The 16538-nt window shown below is 60.1% G+C and carries 13 protein-coding genes; 4 read left to right on the top strand and 9 right to left on the bottom strand.

Going from position 1 to position 16538, the window contains the following annotated elements:
* Positions 1–56: 56 nt before the first annotated feature.
* Positions 57–1295 (top strand): acyl-CoA dehydrogenase family protein, encoded by a 1239-nt coding sequence (locus V6S97_RS13080; protein ID WP_003506922.1) that lies wholly within the window; start codon positions 57–59, stop codon positions 1293–1295.
* A 37-nt stretch (positions 1296–1332) separates the two neighbouring features.
* Complete coding sequence (locus tag V6S97_RS13075; RefSeq protein WP_003506924.1) at positions 1333–2304, top strand: LysR substrate-binding domain-containing protein; 972 nt, start codon at positions 1333–1335, stop codon at positions 2302–2304.
* 16 nt (positions 2305–2320) lie between these two features.
* Here the strand turns inward: V6S97_RS13075 and V6S97_RS13070 are convergent, their stop codons facing one another.
* The 8 genes from V6S97_RS13070 to V6S97_RS13035 form a co-directional block, all read right to left on the bottom strand.
* Positions 2321–3673: an LLM class flavin-dependent oxidoreductase gene (locus tag V6S97_RS13070; protein ID WP_003506925.1), complete on the bottom strand. Its 1353-nt coding sequence runs from the start codon at positions 3671–3673 to the stop codon at positions 2321–2323.
* 45 nt (positions 3674–3718) lie between these two features.
* Entirely contained in the window at positions 3719–5314 is a 1596-nt protein-coding gene (locus tag V6S97_RS13065; RefSeq protein WP_003506927.1) for an ABC transporter substrate-binding protein, read from the bottom strand.
* Between the two features lie 40 nt (positions 5315–5354).
* On the bottom strand, positions 5355–5705 hold the full coding sequence (locus tag V6S97_RS13060; RefSeq protein WP_003506929.1) for a DUF3088 domain-containing protein: 351 nt from the start codon (positions 5703–5705) through the stop codon (positions 5355–5357).
* Between the two features lie 418 nt (positions 5706–6123).
* Positions 6124–7713, bottom strand: coding sequence for an ABC transporter substrate-binding protein (locus tag V6S97_RS13055; RefSeq protein ID WP_334427006.1), 1590 nt, complete (start codon positions 7711–7713; stop codon positions 6124–6126).
* 35 nt (positions 7714–7748) lie between these two features.
* Positions 7749–8948, bottom strand: a complete 1200-nt coding sequence (locus V6S97_RS13050; protein WP_113007388.1) for a M20 aminoacylase family protein — start codon at positions 8946–8948, stop codon at positions 7749–7751.
* Positions 8949–9039: 91 nt separating this feature from the next.
* Positions 9040–10224, bottom strand: coding sequence for an LLM class flavin-dependent oxidoreductase (locus tag V6S97_RS13045; RefSeq protein ID WP_003506936.1), 1185 nt, complete (start codon positions 10222–10224; stop codon positions 9040–9042).
* Positions 10215–11111, bottom strand: coding sequence for an NmrA family NAD(P)-binding protein (locus tag V6S97_RS13040; protein ID WP_003506938.1), 897 nt, complete (start codon positions 11109–11111; stop codon positions 10215–10217). The genes V6S97_RS13045 and V6S97_RS13040 overlap by 10 nt, the downstream gene beginning before the upstream one ends.
* Positions 11112–11118: 7 nt before the next feature.
* Complete coding sequence (locus V6S97_RS13035; protein ID WP_003506941.1) at positions 11119–12186, bottom strand: ABC transporter substrate-binding protein; 1068 nt, start codon at positions 12184–12186, stop codon at positions 11119–11121.
* Positions 12187–12543: 357 nt separating this feature from the next.
* Here V6S97_RS13035 and V6S97_RS13030 point away from each other — a divergent pair, with 357 nt between their 5' ends.
* Positions 12544–13851 (top strand): NtaA/DmoA family FMN-dependent monooxygenase, encoded by a 1308-nt coding sequence (locus V6S97_RS13030; RefSeq protein WP_003506943.1) that lies wholly within the window; start codon positions 12544–12546, stop codon positions 13849–13851.
* A gap of 83 nt (positions 13852–13934) precedes the next feature.
* On the opposite strand, the gene V6S97_RS13025 is transcribed toward V6S97_RS13030, so the two are convergent.
* Positions 13935–14963 (bottom strand): LLM class flavin-dependent oxidoreductase, encoded by a 1029-nt coding sequence (locus V6S97_RS13025; protein WP_003506945.1) that lies wholly within the window; start codon positions 14961–14963, stop codon positions 13935–13937.
* Between the two features lie 424 nt (positions 14964–15387).
* Between V6S97_RS13025 and V6S97_RS13020 the strand changes: the two genes are divergently transcribed.
* Positions 15388–16536: a mandelate racemase family protein gene (locus V6S97_RS13020; protein ID WP_003506947.1), complete on the top strand. Its 1149-nt coding sequence runs from the start codon at positions 15388–15390 to the stop codon at positions 16534–16536.
* The last annotated feature ends 2 nt before the right edge of the window (positions 16537–16538 follow it).

Raw genomic sequence — 16538 nt, 5'->3', positions numbered from 1 at the left:
AATGCCTGCGGCGCGACCGCGCCGCAGGCCTTCACATCCGCTCAGGGAAAACCGCAATGTCCAATCCGAAACTGCAGACAACCACCACCGACAATGCCGGCGTGCCGAGCCGGGACGAGATTCTGGCCCGGGCAAAGGACATTGCGGCTATTGCGGCAAAGGATGCCGCCCGTCGCGAACGCCAGCGGGAGCTTCCCTTCGACATCTTCGCCCTTATCAAGGAGGCGAAGATCGGCACGCTGCGCGTTCCCGAAGCCAAGGGCGGACCGGGCGGCTCGATTTCGGACTACATCGAGGTGCTGATGATCCTTGGCGAAGCCGACAGCAATATTCCGCACGCACTTCGCAGCCATTTCAATTTCACCGAGAACCTCGCTCTCTCCCCCATCGAACTGGAGGACCGGCGGCATCTCGAACATGTTCTCGCCGGCAAGCTCTTCGCGGGCGCCAGCACCGAACAGGGCACCAAGCGCCCCGGCGAAATCACCACCCACCTTAGCGTCGATGGCGAGCGTTATCGCCTTAACGGCCGCAAATGGTATGCGACCGGCACGGCCTTTGCCGATTTCGGCACCTTCAGCGCCATCGGTGACGACGGCCAGCCGATCGGCGTGCTCATTCCGCTCGATCGCGCCGGCATCACCATTCTCGACGACTGGGACAGCATGGGCCAGCGCATGACGGCGAGCGGCGGCGTCCTGCTGGAAAATGTCGAAGTGCTGCCGCATGAGCTGACGACCCGCAAGCTCGGCAGCCAGATCGGCCGCCACAGCTCGGCCATGCGGCAGCTGCACCTTGCCGCCTCCGCCGCCGGCGCCGTTCAGGGCGCGCTCAAGGACGGCGTCGATTATGTCTTGCGGCAGGCGCGCACCACGCTCCACAGCAGCGCGGAAACAGCCAATCAGGATCCCTTCGTGCAGAAGATGCTCGGCGAAATCAGCGCCGGCGCTTTCGCCGTCAAGACCCTGATCCGCGAGGCGGCCAGAACGCTCGACCGCACCGCCGTCGCGTTTGCCACCGGCGACGAAGAGGCCATAGAGGCAGCCCTGCTGGAAGGCTCGCTCGCCACCGCCCGCACCCAGATCATCGCCTCGCAGCTTTCGCTGACGGTCGCCACCAATCTCTACGAACTCGGCGGCGGCTCGGCGACGTCAAGCGATCGGAATTTCGATCGCCACTGGCGCAACATCCGCACGGTCTACAACCACAATCCGCTTGCCCACAAGGCGCGTGTCATCGGTGATTATTACCTCAACGGCACCACGACGCACCTTAGGGAAGGCCGGGTATTCTGACCATGCCGGAGGTCCAGACGGCAAAGGAGAAACAGCAATGAGAACGGAGTTTGTCGCTCCCGCCGGGAGCCGGACGGCTTTTCGCCTGCCGACACTTTCCCGGCTGCCGCCGCTGACGGCCTTGCGCGCCTTTGTCGTGGCCGCCCGCCACGCCAGCTTCTCGCGGGCGGCGGAGGAACTGCATGTATCAACCGCTGCCATCGGCCAGCAGGTCCGCATTCTCGAAACCCATCTCGGCCAGCCGCTTTTCAGCCGCCAGCGCGGCGAATTGCTGCTGACCGATGCCGGCAGCGCACTTTATCCCGGCCTTGCCGATGCCTTCGAGACCATGATCGGCAGCCTTTCCGACCTGATGGTTTCGAACGCCAGACCGCAGCTGAAGGTTCTGGCCGAGGGCTGCTTTGCCGCCCGCTGGCTGGCACCGCGGCTGGGAAGTATCGTTCCGGCACTGGGAGACGTCGAGCTTTCCATCGAATCCCTTGATGGTGAAACCATCGACCTCACCCATTTCGACGCCGATTGCGCGATCGTCGCTACTTCTGCGCAAATTCCGGGTTTCATCCATGAGCCACTTTTCACCGACACGGTCAGCGCCGTCTGTACTCCGGACTTCGCAGCCCGCCATGGGCTTGCAGGCGAACCGGAGCGATTGCGGGATTTCGGCTTTGCGATGCTGCGCGGCAATGGTCTGGACCCGGCATTCGAATGGGCAAACTGGCTTCGCGCCTGCCGCATTCCACTCAGGATTTCGGCGACGGGTCCGCGTTTTTCACGCCAGACCGCACTGATAGAAGCGATCTCATCCGGCCACGGCATCGGTCTTGTGCGTCACTCGCTGATTTCCGAAGACCTGAAAACCGGGCGCCTGATCGCCCCCTTCGGCGCGCCGCAGCCGACCGCCAGCCGTTATCACCTGCTGACCAGTCCTGACAGGCGGCGGCTGCCGGAGGTTGCATCTCTACTCGCTTTGTTGCGCGAGGATATGCGCTCTCTTGAGGCCGCCGCCTGAACACGCCCGTCCCACCTCAGGCGCGTTCCCTTTGCAACTCTCTGGCCGCGTAAATGTTCTCCGGTCGGGGCAGGCCATAGTGGTCACGCAGCGTATCACCCTCATATTCCTCGCGGAACAGACCACGCCGTTTCAGGATCGGAACCACCTCGTCCACGAAGATATCGAACCCGCCGTTCAGCCAGGGCGGCATGATGTTGAAGCCGTCGGCCGCGCCCTCACGGAACCAGGTTTCTATCCAATCCGCCACCTGTTCCGGCGTTCCGGAAATCACCTTGTGCCCGCGTCCGCCGGCAAGCCGGTGCAGCAATTGCCGGATCGTCGGGTTCTCCCTGTCGATGACGTCGAGAACCAGTTGATGGCGGCTGCTATCCGCCTGCGCCCGCGTCGCCTCGACTGCCTCTTTCGGCAAAGGCTTGTCGAGATCGGCGGATGAGAGATCGATGCCGGTGATGCGCTGCAATTGCTTGAGCGAAAAGGCCGGCTGGATGAGATCGTTGAACGAAGCCTCCAGCTTGCGCGCCTCCTCTTCCGTGGAGGCGATGAAGGGGCTGATGCCCGGCAGGATTTTCACATGGGCGGGGTTGCGCCCGGTGGCGGCAACACGCCTCTTGATATCGGAGTAAAAAGACCGCGCACTCTCCAGAGTCTGATGCGCGGTAAAGATCGCTTCGGCATAGTGGGCGGCAAAGCCGCGCCCTTCCTCCGAAGAGCCGGCCTGCACGTAAACCGGCCGTCCCTGCGGTGAACGGGGCACGTTCAGCGCGCCGCGCACCCGGTAAAATTCGCCGTCGTGATTGGCGGGATGGATGCGGTCGGTCTCGGCAAACAGACCGCTCTCCTTGTCTGCGACGATGGCGTCATCTTCCCAGCTATCCCAGAGCTTCGTTACCACGTCGACAAATTCAATGGCCTGACGGTATCGATCGGCATGCGGCGGGTGCTTCTGGAGGTTAAAGTTGCCGGCCGCAGCATCGGCCGAAGTCGTCACGATGTTCCAGCCCACGCGGCCGCCGCTGATATGATCGACCGAAGCGAACAGCCGGGCGAGATTATACGGCTCATAATAGGTAGTGGACGCCGTGGCGATGAAGCCGATTTTTTCCGTGACGGCGGCGAGAGCCGAAAGCATGGTGATAGGCTCCAGCCGGTGGCGGGCGGCATAACGGATATTGGCGTCCAGCACCGGCGCATCGGCAAAGAAGATGGCGTCCAGCTTTGCTGCCTCGGCCTTGCGGGCAATATCCTGATAGAGCTTTATGTCGGTGACGCGGTGGGGCTCCGAGTCCGGATGCCGCCAGGCCGCCTCATGATGTCCGCCCGGATAGATGAACGCATTGAGAACCAGCTTTTCGGATTTTCTGCTCATGGAAATGACCTCTTCTTCGCTCTACGAACCGAAAGGTGAGGAGGCTCACGCCTCCTTCGTCACCCAGGCCTTGGCGAGATTGCCGCTCAGCCCCTCCGCCCCGGTCGCATAATCCTTGATGCGAACGCTGCCGACGACCGGCTGGATGGGTGAGACCAGATTGATGACGGGAAGATCCTTGGCGACAACGGCCTGAAATTCCTTGAAGAAGGCGGCGCGCTTCTCGATGTCAGGCTCCACCGCCGCCGCTTCCAGCAGCCGGTCGACTTCCGGATTGGCGTAATGGCTGGCATTCGAGAACGGCAGGCCGATCTTGAAATTCTTGCTCCAGTAGACACGCTGCACGCCGGCCGTCGGATCGAAGGTATTGGAGAGGGATTCCACCGAAAGATCCCAGGCGCGGTCGGTATAAACGACCTTCACATAGGTGCCGAAATCGAACTTCTGGATATCCGCCTCGATGCCAATCTTCGACAGCGCCTGCGCGATGAAATCCGAATAGGTCTGCGGATTGAACGGGTTGGTGGTGACCCTGAGCTTGAAGCGCTTGCCGCCGTCCTTGCGCGGAAAGCCTGCCTCATCCAGCAATTTTTCCGCCAGCGCTATATCGAATTTGGCAAAACCGATATCGGAATTGTGGAACTTCGCAAGGCCGGGGCTGATCGGCGTCGGCGACGGCACGGCATAACCGTAAAGCACGGTATCGATGAGCGCCGGAACATCAATGGCATGGGCAATCGCCTGCCTGACCTTCAATTCCTTCAGATATTCGTTCTCAAGATTGATCACCAGCTGGTTCTGCTGGCCGGCATAGGCATAGATGCGGTCATCCACTTTCAGCGTCGGGATGGATTTCAGCCGTTCCAGATCGGCAAGAGCCACCGGGTTGGGGCCAATGTCGCCTTCCCCGGTTTCCAGCGCCGCCGCGCGTGCGCCCGCATCATTGATGAGGCGGATGATGACGCGGTCGAGATAAGGGCGCGGTGCATCCCAGTAATCGGCATTTTTCTCCAGCAGAATATGGCTGCCCGGCACCCATTCCTTCAGCACGAAGGGACCGCTACCGATGATCTGCGCCGGCTTCGGATTATCAGTCGGTTTGAAGGTCTCGAAGATGTGCTTCGGCACAACAGGCGATTCCGAGGAGGCGAGCGCCGTGATCAGACCCGGCGCCGGCTTGGAAAGTTTCACCTTCGCAACAAGCGGATCGGAGGTATCGACGCTCTCGACATTTGCGAAAGTCGCCCGGCCACGCGGATGGGCCTCCTTCAGCCGCAGGATGGAAAATGCCACATCCGCCGATGTCACCGGTTTGCCATCATGGAATTTCGCCTTTGGCTGCAGGTGAAAGACATATTCCAGCCCGTCGGCCGAAACGCTCCATTCCCTGGCAAGGCTCGGCTTGGGCGAAAGCTCGTAGTCATAGGTCAGAAGCCCGTCATAGATCTTCGAGCCGATGAATTGCGGGCCGCCCGCGCTCGTATTGATGGCCACAAGCTGGGTCGGCTCGGGAAAATAAACAATCTTGAGTGTGCCGCCCGAAACCGGCTCTTCGGCGGCGGCAAAAGAACCGCCCGGAAGCGCCACGAATGCGCCGGCGGCAAGTGCAATTTTATGAAACTGGCGTCGGGAAAAGGTCATGTCTGTCTCCGAAAAAATCCGATATGCGAGGTGCGGCAGCTTAATGCAGCTGCGGGAACCCGTGGCGCTCGGCGAGGATTTGCAAAATACGTTTGGTGTCCTGAATGAAGTGCGTGTCGCCCCTTGCGGTCGCGTCACCGGGTGCATCCCCAGCAAAGATGAGCAGCGGCAGCGACTGGTTTTCCTCACCCACGGCGGCGATGACCGCCTCGCGCGGGCGCTGAAAATCGACTCGGTGGATATCGATGCCGGCGGCAAGATCCGGAAAGGCGGCAAGCAGGCCTTCGATCTGGTTACAATGCGGGCAGACGAAGCGGACACCGGGGTGCTTTGGGTCCTCAAAACCGGGGGCAATCAAAAAAAGCGTATCCTTGGCCATGGCGTCCATCATTTGCGGTGAGATTTCCAGCGCACAGTGCAGGCGGCCAAAGCGTGGGTCCAGAAAGCAATTCTTGCTTTGAGACGAAGAATTCCTTTGCGCTAAATTATTGATGAAACTTATTTTTTCGAAATTTCCACTGGTGACATCGCCGTTTCGGCCGACATGTTTCATGCGCAAAGTTTTTCTCGAAAACGGGCGTGCCGCGCGAAGGCGCAAAAAGGATGGAGGGCGAATTTCGGTAATAAAAAACCCGGCAGAATTGCCGGGTTAATGTTGATGATCGCAGACCCCCTCTTCCGTCATGCCAGGCTTGACCCGGCATCCAGCCACGGCGCGCCTGTGCCGTGAAGAAAGTCTCTCGCGATCAAGGACTTGAGCGCGCTGAATCCCGGATCCAGTCCGGGGTGACGGAGTTGGATGAAAACGCTCACTCCTTCTTCCAGGCCGTCGCCAGATCCCCATAGGCAATGTCGATGGTCGTCACGAGCGACTGCAGACTGGTGTTGCGTAAAATGACTGTCGGCAGGGCGACGATCGAGAAATTCGGCAGATCGTCCCCGGTGATTTTCTGGATGTCGTGGAACTGCCCGGCCCGCTTCGCTTCATCCACCTCGATGGCAGCAGCACGGAAGAGATCATCCACCTTGGGGTTGTTGTAGTGGGCGGCGTTGACATAGGGAGCGGGGTTCTTGATGCCGTCGGACCAGTAGAGGCGCTGCACGCCCGCCGTCGGATCGAACAGCCGGCTGATGCCGTTCACCGTCAGGTCAAAACCGCGCTCCGTATAAACGCGCTTGATGAAGGTGGCGAGATCGCCTTCGACGATATCCACCTTCACGCCCAGTTTGCCGAAGGATGAACGCAGATATTCGGAGGTCTTGCGGAAGACGTCTGACGGCAGGAAGGCAAGCCGCAGCGAAAAGCGGGTGCCATCCGCGCCCTTCGGATAACCGGCCTTGTCCAGCAACTCATTCGCTTTGGCGAGATCAAAGGGATAGGTGAAGGGCTTTTCGTCATTATAGGCAGTGAAGACCGCCGGGATGTTTGAACCGGCTGGTTTGGCCGTCCCGAAAAAGATGGCATCGTTGATGAAATCGCGATCAATGGCATGGGCCAGTGCCTGCCGGACTTCCTTCTTCGCGAGGATAGGATTCTCCAGATTGAACTCGAATATGGCGGCGTTGTTGAGATAGGCGTCGGTATAGACCTCCACCGCAAGTTTCGGATTCTGCCGCAACCGCTCCAGATCGCTGTAGGAGACATCGGCGGTGTAATCCGCCTCACCGGTTTCGACCGAAATGGTGGTGGAGGCCGCATCGGCGACGAAGCGCGCCACGAAACCGTCGAGATAGGGCAGATCGGCCTGCCAGTAATTCGGGTTCTTCTTCAGCTTCACATAGCTGCCGCGTTTCCATTCCTCAAACACGAAGGGGCCGGTGCCGACAGGCGCGTTGCCGTTCGGGCTCTCATTATATTTTTCCGAGGTGTAGGCATGAGCCGGCAGAATGGGCGTTTCGCCGCCCGTCAGCGCCCTCAAGAGATAGGGTGCGGGTTTGGAAAGCGCCACCACGGCCGTCAGTGGATCGGGCGTTTCGATATCGGCAACATTGGCAAAGGTGATGCGTCCGCGCGGGCCAACCTTCTTGAAGGCCAGCAGGGAAAATTTGACGTCCTGCGACGTGAAATCCTTGCCATCATGCCATTTGACGCCCTTGCGCAGCTTGAAAGTGTAGCGCAGCCCATCGGCTGATGTTTCCCAGCTTTCGGCCAGAACCGGATGCGGTTTGAACTCGCTGTCGAACCGTACCAGTCCTTCGAGGATTTTCGTGGAGATGGCGCGGGTTCGTGTGTTGGAATCGGAAAGCGGCACCAGCGTCGTCGGCTCGCCAAGGCCTGCAAGGGTAACGATCCCGCCTTTCTTCGGCGTTTCCGCCGCCAGCACCGGCAAGGACGGCAGCAGCATGGCCCCGGCAAGGGCAGCACTCAGAAGCAATGTCTTACGTCTTGTAATATCCATGGATGTTTCCTCTTGCAGACTTGTTTTTAAAATTTTCAGGCAGCCTTCAGCCGGGTCTCCACCAGCCGGGCAAACAAGGTGGCGCCGACGGGCAGGATGTCGTCGTCAACGATAAAACCAGGATTATGGGCGGGCACGGTGCCGGAATGGCCAAGCGTGAAAAACGCGCCGGGTGCGTGTTTCAGGAGATCGGCGAAATCCTCGCTGCCCATGAAGCGGCCAGGCTCCGTGGAAACGCGCTCGTCTCCCAAAACCTCGCGCGCCACGCCCGCGACGATATCCACCGATGCGTCATCATTGGTCAGGACCGAGAATATCTCGCGAATATCCACCTCGGCAGTGAGGTCGTGAGCCGCGGCAACGTGATCCGAGATGGTGCGGATGCGCTGCCTTATGGTTTCGCGCACGCTGTCGGAGAAGGCCCGCACAGTCCCGGCAATCGCGGCCGTTTCGGGAATGACGTTATAGGCTGATCCCGCCTCGATACGCGTGATCGACAACACGGCGGGATCGGTCGGCGACACGTTTCGGCTGACAATGGTCTGCAGCGCCTGGATCAGTTCGCCCGTCGCCGGCACCGGGTCGCGAGAGACATCGGGATGCGCAGCGTGAGCACCCCTGCCCTTCAACCGGATATCGAAGAAATCCGCTCCTGCCAGAATGGTGCCCGGCGAAACCTTCAGGTGATTGGGCGCGGCATGGGTGGAATTGTGCAGCCCGTAAATCTCGTCAACGGGAAAATCCTTGAACAGCCCGTCGGCAATCATGGCGCGCGCACCGCCCAGACCCTCTTCGGCCGGCTGGAAAATAAACACCACCGTACCGGCAAAATCCCGGGTTTCCGCCAGATAGCGGGCGGTGCCTAGCAGGATGGTAGTGTGCACATCATGCCCACAGCCGTGGAACTTACCAGGATAGACGGACGCATAGGGCAGACCGCTTTCCTCCGGCATCGGCAGGGCATCCATATCCGCGCGGAGCCCGATGGAGCGGTTGCCCGCATGACGGCCGCGCAGCACACCGACCACGCCGGTCTTGCCATAACCGCGATGGACCTCGATGCCCCAGGAAGCGAGCTTTTCAGCGACGATGCCGGACGTGCGCACCTCCTCGAAACCGATTTCGGGATGCTGGTGCAGATCGTGGCGGATGGAGACAAGTTCGGGAACATAGGTCCCGATCCGATCAAGGATTTTAGGAGCGGGCGTTTTGATGGGATCGACGGCGATATTCACGGTATCTCCTCAGGGCAAAAAATATCGTTTTCGCAATCGGGCGATTGCAAAGGGTTGGCTTTGGATATGGAAAATCAGGGCTGGAAAGACGTCAGAGCCTCAGGCCAGCCTCCTTCATCAAGGGCAGAATGCGCTCGGCGAAATAGTCGAGGTCTTCGCGGAAATCGTAGAAATTGAGCTGAACGCCGTCGATCCCTGCCTTTTTAAGACCGACAAGCTGCTCGACCACCTGCTCGGGCGAACCGATGATTTCGATATTACCGCCGAGATTGCGCCCCTGCTTGTGGCGCGCATCGCCGCGGCCGCGCCAGGCATGGGCATCGCTGTCATAATTATTGGTGGCGAAGGCGCGGGTACCGGGCTGCGGTTTTCCCGCTTCGATGGCGTCGGCATAGGCGATCGCCTCTTTCTCCGTGTCGCGGCTTACGATGATCGGGTTGATGAGTGTCTTCACCTGCCGGCCATAGGCCCTGGCGCGGTTCTTGATGGTGGCGACGTGATCGGGAAGCGTTTCCAACGCACTGTCTATATGCGCGCCGCCAGGCGAGGTGACGAAAACCAGATCGGAATGACGGGCGGCGAAATCGATACCGGCGGGCGATCCTGTCGCCGTCACCAGCGGCGGGCGGCCGAAGGCGGGCTTCGGCGTGATCCAGCCATTGTTGATCGCCCAGGGATTGAGCTTGCCTTCATAGGAGAAGTTTTCAGTTTCGCCCCACAGGCGATGAAGCACATCGAACAATTCTCCGGCCATATCGTAACGCTTGTCATGGTCGATGCGCTGCCAGCCGAACATTTCATGCTCAACGGCGCGGTGGCCGGTGACGATGTTGATGCCCCATCGTCCTCTAGCAATGTGATCCAGCGTCGCGCCATATTTGGCGAGATGCAGCGGATGCAGAGGCCCATAAAGCACATGGATGGTGGAGATCAGCAAAATGCTCTTCGTGACCGCCGCCATGGCGCCGAGCGCGATAAAACTGTCGAGCGAGGATTCACCGTCATAACCACCCTTGGGCAGCCATTGTGTTCGGCTGAAAGCAATTTCGAAACCAAGCTCTTCCGCACGCTTCACCAGTTCGACGTTGTAATCGAAGGTCCAGCTGTTGCTGGTCGGCAGGCTGGAGAAATTGATGTCCTGCAGATTGAGGAACAGGCCCAGAATCAGCGGCTGCTTTACCGCGCGGCTGAGCGGGCTGTCCTCGAAATCGACCGGGCTTTTCAGTTCAAGACCTTTCAGCTCGGGACCTTCGGGCAATGGGACAGTCAGCGCCATGTCTTTTCTCCCTCGGAATTGCCGCCCTGCGGGGCGGTCGCCGCCAGCCGGGCGCGCAGATAATCTTCGACGCCACGGGGCAGTTGGCCCGTAATCTGATGGGTGGTATCGGTGACAGATGCCGCGAGACCTTCGCGGATGAGTTCTCCGAATTCACCGATCGCCGTCTGTTCAAACGCACCGAGATGGGCCGGAAGGGCCGGGGCGGCATGATGGGAAATCCCGACAGGGCGATGCAGGATACGCGCCGCGATGCGGGCGATTTCCAGCGCCGTCAGGGCTTCGCCGCCGGTCAGCACAAAAGTACCGGAAACCAGCGCGCTTGATGTCAGGGCGTGAACGGCGACATCGGCAATATCATCGGCATCAATGAAGGAGACGGCCGCATCGCCAAAGCGAGCGGGCACATCCTCCCCCTTGCGCAGCGCGGCGACAACGGGCTCCAGCGCAACCTGCATCCAGGCGTTCGGCCGCAGCACCGCATGCGCGATGCCGCTTGCGGCCAGATGCTGTTCCACCTCTGCATGGGCCGCCCCCGAAATGGAGCGTGCGGCATTTTTTATGGTCCAGTCGGAACCGGATATTTTCACGATCCGCGACACACCGGCGGAAAGAGCGGCATCGATGACCGCCTTCTGGTCCGCCGCCAGCGTCTCTCCGATGGGGGAAAGCAGGAACAACCGGTCTATTCCCCGCGCAGCTTCTTTCAGGCTGGCAGGATCGGAAAAATTGCCTTCCGAAATATCGACCCTGTCGCCCCAGAGCTTCAGCGCATCTTCTCGCCGGCGGGTCAGCACGCGAACCTCTGCGTGATTTTGCAAAAGACGGCTGACGACCCGTTGCCCGAGCTTGCCGGTTGCACCTGTCACAAGAATGGTGGATGCCATGGCTCCCTCACTTTCCGGCGCTGTGTTGCGTGGCGTCTTGCAGTAAAGAAAGGGCGCGTGGATCAGCCCATTCCTGCACGTCGAAATCTTCGGGGATGAATTTCCATTCCAGCAGGAAATCCTTGAAGTGGCTGAGCGCATCCAGCTCGGTCGGATCGAGATCAAGCCTCAGATTGCGATGCACATCCGCCCCATTCGCAGCCAGAACCGCCTCCTCGCTGACGCCGATCTCGCGGGCGATGAAACGCACGGCTTCGGCCGGATTGTCATTTGCCCATTGGGCGACACGCTGAACCGTAGCCACCAGTTCCGCCACCAGATCGGGCCGCTCATCGGCAAAGGTGGCGTCCACCGTTAAGGGACGCGGGGTGCCGTTGTTGATGCGGATTTTCGGATCGGGGTGAAACCCCGTCGACACCACGACCTGCGCGCCGATGAGATTGGCGACGGTGACGCCTTCCGCTCCCTTGACGAAAAACGCGTCGATCTGGCCCCGGTGCAGCGCTGCAATTTCTTCGCCATAGGGAAGCCGCCGGCGCAGACCGTGAAACCGCTCATCCGCTGGGCCGAGCAACACCGGTTCTTTAGCCGTGAGATCGACAAGCTCGACCTCCGCGACGGAGAGACCCGAGACCGTCAGCGCCGACACGATGCCCTTGAGCGATGTGGCGCGCTGGAAATCGATGGTTTCGTTCGGGCGCTTCGGCAAACCGATACGCCGCCCCTTCAGGTCGCTGCCCTTGCTTATCCCGCTTGCGGGCAAGGCAATGACGGCCTGGAACTCATCGGTTCTCGTCAGCCCCACCAGCCGGGTTTTCCGGCCACCGGATTTCGCCCAGATCGGCGGGATATTGCCGCCCTGACGGAAGGACCAGTCCAGACGATGGTCGAAATGGCTCTGGCGAATGGCCGGGTCGGCCGCATCACGAATGGAGGAAACGGAGATGCCATGGGTGGCGAAACTTTCCTCAATCCAGCCGAGTTGCGCCGCGATGGAAAGCGGGGTGGGCGCCGGGCAGCGTGTATACCACACGGTTACGGGTTGGGTTACCTGGCGAAGGGCGGCATCAGCCATGGCGTTCGTCCTCGAAATTGCGATCTGAACGGCACGCTACACGTCATGAGATATTTTCTATAGATAAAGTGTACTATTTCAGGTGCGATTGAGGAAATTCGTTTCCATCTTGTCACGTCTTCACCGGGATGACGGAATATCCTTTCGATGGCGGCCGGATTTCGGGTCGGATTATCGCCCGGACTCTATCCGCTCTTTAAGTCCACTGCAGCTTGGCTGCCGCTACTGATGAAAGTTTTTCTTCTCCGAGCAGCAAGGATTTTTAACTCGCGGCCCGAACCCCGGCTGTTACGCTTTCATGCAATTGCACCGGCCAAGGCCGGAAATCCCAGCAGACCGAGAAGAAAAAGTAAAAGCATGAGCAAGACCAAACGCCGGCTCAATCTCAATGTCGGCATCAACACGACCGGATACCTCGCCAACGCCTGGAAATACCGGAGCGGAGATCGGCACGACATCAACGAGATCGGATATTACCGGCGGCTGACGGAACTGGCCCACAAGGGCCGGTTTGACGCCGTTTTCCTTTCTGACCATCCCGCATTGCTGACCGACCCGGCAAGCCGGCCGTTTCACACCATCGATCCGCTCATTCTCTCCACATCGCTTGCCGCGCAGGTGCCGGATATCGGCTTTGTGGCAACGATATCCTCCACCTATAACTCGCCCTATAACTTTGCCAGACGGACCCAATCCATCGATCTCGTCACCGGCGGACGGCTGATCGTCAATATCGTCTCCTCCTTCAATCCCAATGTCGCCGCAAATTTCGGCAACGACCCGCTGCCGCCGCGCAACGAGAGATATGCCAAGGCCACCGAATTTCTCGATGTCGCGAAAAAACTCTGGTCGAGTTGGGATCCGCGCCGCGAAGGCGAGGTGCCGGAAGAGCGTTTCTGGGATGCGGCGACGGCCGAAACCATCGATCACGAGGGGCAATATTTCCATGTAAAAGGGCCGCTCAATGTTCCGCGCGGACCACAGGGGCATCCGGTCATCGCGCAGGCCGGCGCCTCCGAAGGTGGCATCGATCTCGCCGCACGCCATGGCGAGATCATCTATTGCAACATATTGTCCCGGCCGGCGGGCCAGGCCTTCGGCAAGAAGGTCCGCGACCGCGCTGCCTCCCTCGGCCGCGATCCCTCCGGCATCCGCATCGTTCCCGGCCTCGTTGTCATTCTCGGCGAGACCCGGGAGGAAGCGTTGCGCAAACACGAACTATACAGTGGAGCCGGTTCGGAAGACGGGCTGCTGGCGCGTTTCGCCAGGGAAAACGGCATTGATCCCCGCGATTTTGATCCCGATGCAAAGCTCGATGCAGAGCGTTTCATCCCGGACCAGAACCGGCAGTGGGCGGTGGGCATGGGGCTTGGCCTTTCCGACCTTTTGACCCACGAAAAGCTCACAGCCCGCAAGGCCGTACGCCGTTCGGAGGGACACCACCGGTTGCTACTCGGCACACCAGAAGATGTGGCGGATGGCATTATCGATCTCTGGCAGGATGGCACGGTGGACGGCTACACCCTGCAGCCGCCGCGTGCGCCAGACGATATTGCTGAATTTGTCGAAAAGGTCGTGCCGGTGCTGCAGGATCGCGGTGTTTACCCGCGCGAATACGAAGGCGCGACAATACGCGACCGCTATGGCCTGCCCTATCCCGACTGAATAGGATGTGGCGCAGGTAAAGCGCCACACGTCCATCTACCGCCGCTTCCCGCTGGAAGCGGGAGTGGCGGGAACGGGAAATATTATTGGCCGGTCACCACTTTCAAAACGGGCCGCCCGCCGGAAAGCTGCGGCAGGACGGAAGCGAAATCCGTGACGATCTGGCGATAATCTTCCGGCTGGAACTCATAGGGTAGTTCAAGACGGAACTCCGAGACGAGCGGCAGAACGGGATCGCGCGACAGTTTCTCCAGAATTTCGTCAGTCGTCCCAACGATATCGGGCAGGAAAAGCGTGCGGCGCGCGCCATGCGCCGTGGTCGTACGCTTGTCGCGCTCGGCGGCGAATTCCTCGTAACGGCGGCGGGTCGCGGGGCTGGCGCTATCCGTCGGCAGGATCACGCGCCCGAGAGCAACACGCGGTTGACGCTCATGCGCCCACTCCTGCCGGAAGCGGGCAACGAGAGCAGCCTGCGCAATCAGAAAATCATCGGTATTTTCACCGCTGACGATATTGCCCGTCAGAAGATTGAACCCTGCCTTGCCCGCCCAGCGGGCGGAATTCTGCGACCCGCCACCATACCATAACCGGTCCGTCAGCCCTTCAGCGACGGGCCGCAGGCGCGGCACCTGCGCACCGGCCGCATTGCCCGCTTCCGTCTCGCTGGACAGCGGTTCCGATCTCAGAGCCCTCGCCAGCTTTTCGGCGCGGGCATGGCTGTAATCCGTATCGGGAACCGTATCGACATAATCCGAAATCAGATGGGCGAAGGGCGGCGCGCCCACGGAAACCCCGACATTCAGCCGCCCACGCGACAGCACATCCACGGTGGCCAGATCTTCCGCCAGCCTGAAGGGATTTTCGTAACCAAGCTGAATGACGGCGGTGCCTAATCCGATCCGCTTAGTGCGCTGCGATGCCGCTGCAAGAAAAGTGGCCGCCGAGGAAACGCCCCGTTCCAGGTGGCGCTGGCGAACCCAGGCGCTGTGATACCCCAGCGCCTCCCCGGCCTCGAAAAGCTGCAGGGTTTCTTCCAGTCCCTGCGCCGGATCGTCGTCCTGATAATTGCCGGGAACGAGAAAAGCGAAGTGGGAGATATGGGAAAGGGGCATGGTTGTGCATCCGGAAACGAGTGTTGAAGCTCAGCGGCGCAGATGCAGCCATCCTTGTTGCGGGACAGCCGTTCAATGCGGCGCATGCTCACGCAGAATGCATGATGACAGGCACGGCTGGCACGGCATGTTCGTTTATAGTCCCGGTCATTGTTGAAAGATCATTGCGCGATTTAATAGTCTACTAAAATTATAGATTAATCTCGGATAGCATAGGCCGCGCCCACCCGATTTTCTTCTACGAAGCGGCAAAATCTCCCCAACCGCCCTCTCCACCGAAGATCTGTGCAACACCGCCTGTAAATGGCCTTGATTTTTCGCGGCAACATGTAATACAGATTATCATACATGTTGACAAATATCGCGCACATGTATGACATTGCAGCAGCCGCAAACGCTGCCATACCTGCATGAGGGAGGAATTATGATCATCACCGACGTCGAGGTCCGTGTTTTCCGCACGACGACCCGTCGCCACTCGGACAGTGCCGGTCACGCGCATCCGGGTCCGGCGCATCAGGTGGAACAGGCCATGCTGACCATCCGCACGGAAGACGGTCAGGAAGGTCATTCCTTCACCGCGCCGGAGATCGTTCGCCCGCATGTCATTGAAAAATTCGTCAAGAAAGTCCTGATCGGTGAGGATCATCGCGACCGGGAACGGCTGTGGCAGGACCTTGCCCACTGGCAGCGCGGTTCGGCCGCACAGCTGACTGACCGCACGCTGGCGGTGGTGGATTGCGCGCTGTGGGACCTTGCCGGTCGCTCGCTCGGGCAACCTGTATACAAGTTGATCGGCGGTTATCGCGACAAGGTGCTGGCCTATGGCTCCATCATGTGCGGCGATGAACTGGAAGGCGGACTGGCAACGCCGGAAGATTACGGCCGCTTTGCCGAAACGCTGGTGAAGCGTGGCTATAAGGGCATCAAGCTGCACACCTGGATGCCGCCAGTAAGCTGGGCGCCGGATGTTAAGATGGATCTCAAGGCCTGCGCGGCCGTGCGCGAGGCGGTCGGCCCTGATATTCGGCTGATGATCGACGCCTTCCACTGGTATTCCCGCACCGACGCGCTGGCTCTCGGGCGCGGTCTCGAAAAACTCGGCTTCGACTGGATCGAAGAGCCGATGGATGAGCAGTCGCTGTCCTCCTACAAGTGGCTCTCCGACAATCTCGATATCCCCGTCGTCGGCCCTGAAAGTGCGGCCGGCAAGCATTGGCATCGGGCAGAATGGATCAAGGCCGGTGCCTGCGATATTCTGCGCACCGGCGTCAACGATGTCGGCGGCATCACCCCGGCGCTCAAGACCATGCATCTGGCCGAGGCTTTCGGCATGGAATGCGAGGTGCATGGCAACACGGCCATGAACCTGCATGTAGTCGCCGCCACCAAGAATTGCCGCTGGTATGAGCGCGGCCTTCTACATCCCTTCCTCGAATATGATGACGGCCACGACTATCTGAAGTCGCTGTCCGACCCGATGGATCGCGACGGCTTCGTCCACGTTCCCGACCGGCCGGGCCTTGGCGAGGATATCGATTTCACCTTCATCGACAACAACCGGGTGAGATAAGG

This window comes from Agrobacterium sp. CCNWLW155 (assembly GCF_036888815.1).
Taxonomy (GTDB): Bacteria; Pseudomonadota; Alphaproteobacteria; order Rhizobiales; family Rhizobiaceae; genus Agrobacterium; species Agrobacterium radiobacter.
The sequence above is the reverse complement of the archived record's forward strand: the minus strand, read 5'-3'. Positions and strand labels throughout refer to the sequence as shown.

What these genes read in the sequence shown, in the direction of transcription:
- V6S97_RS13080 (WP_003506922.1), top strand. Translation starts at nt 57, where the DNA reads ATGTCCAATCCGAAACTGCAGACAACCACCACCGACAATGCCGGCGTG.
- V6S97_RS13075 (WP_003506924.1), top strand. Translation starts at nt 1,333, where the DNA reads ATGAGAACGGAGTTTGTCGCTCCCGCCGGGAGCCGGACGGCTTTTCGC.
- V6S97_RS13060 (WP_003506929.1), bottom strand. Translation starts at nt 5,705, where the DNA reads ATGATGGACGCCATGGCCAAGGATACGCTTTTTTTGATTGCCCCCGGT.
- V6S97_RS13065 (WP_003506927.1), bottom strand. Translation starts at nt 5,314, where the DNA reads ATGACCTTTTCCCGACGCCAGTTTCATAAAATTGCACTTGCCGCCGGC.
- V6S97_RS13040 (WP_003506938.1), bottom strand. Translation starts at nt 11,111, where the DNA reads ATGGCATCCACCATTCTTGTGACAGGTGCAACCGGCAAGCTCGGGCAA.
- V6S97_RS13025 (WP_003506945.1), bottom strand. Translation starts at nt 14,963, where the DNA reads ATGCCCCTTTCCCATATCTCCCACTTCGCTTTTCTCGTTCCCGGCAAT.
- V6S97_RS13020 (WP_003506947.1), top strand. Translation starts at nt 15,388, where the DNA reads ATGATCATCACCGACGTCGAGGTCCGTGTTTTCCGCACGACGACCCGT.
- V6S97_RS13055 (WP_334427006.1), bottom strand. Translation starts at nt 7,713, where the DNA reads ATGGATATTACAAGACGTAAGACATTGCTTCTGAGTGCTGCCCTTGCC.
- V6S97_RS13045 (WP_003506936.1), bottom strand. Translation starts at nt 10,224, where the DNA reads ATGGCGCTGACTGTCCCATTGCCCGAAGGTCCCGAGCTGAAAGGTCTT.
- V6S97_RS13030 (WP_003506943.1), top strand. Translation starts at nt 12,544, where the DNA reads ATGAGCAAGACCAAACGCCGGCTCAATCTCAATGTCGGCATCAACACG.
- V6S97_RS13035 (WP_003506941.1), bottom strand. Translation starts at nt 12,186, where the DNA reads ATGGCTGATGCCGCCCTTCGCCAGGTAACCCAACCCGTAACCGTGTGG.
- V6S97_RS13070 (WP_003506925.1), bottom strand. Translation starts at nt 3,673, where the DNA reads ATGAGCAGAAAATCCGAAAAGCTGGTTCTCAATGCGTTCATCTATCCG.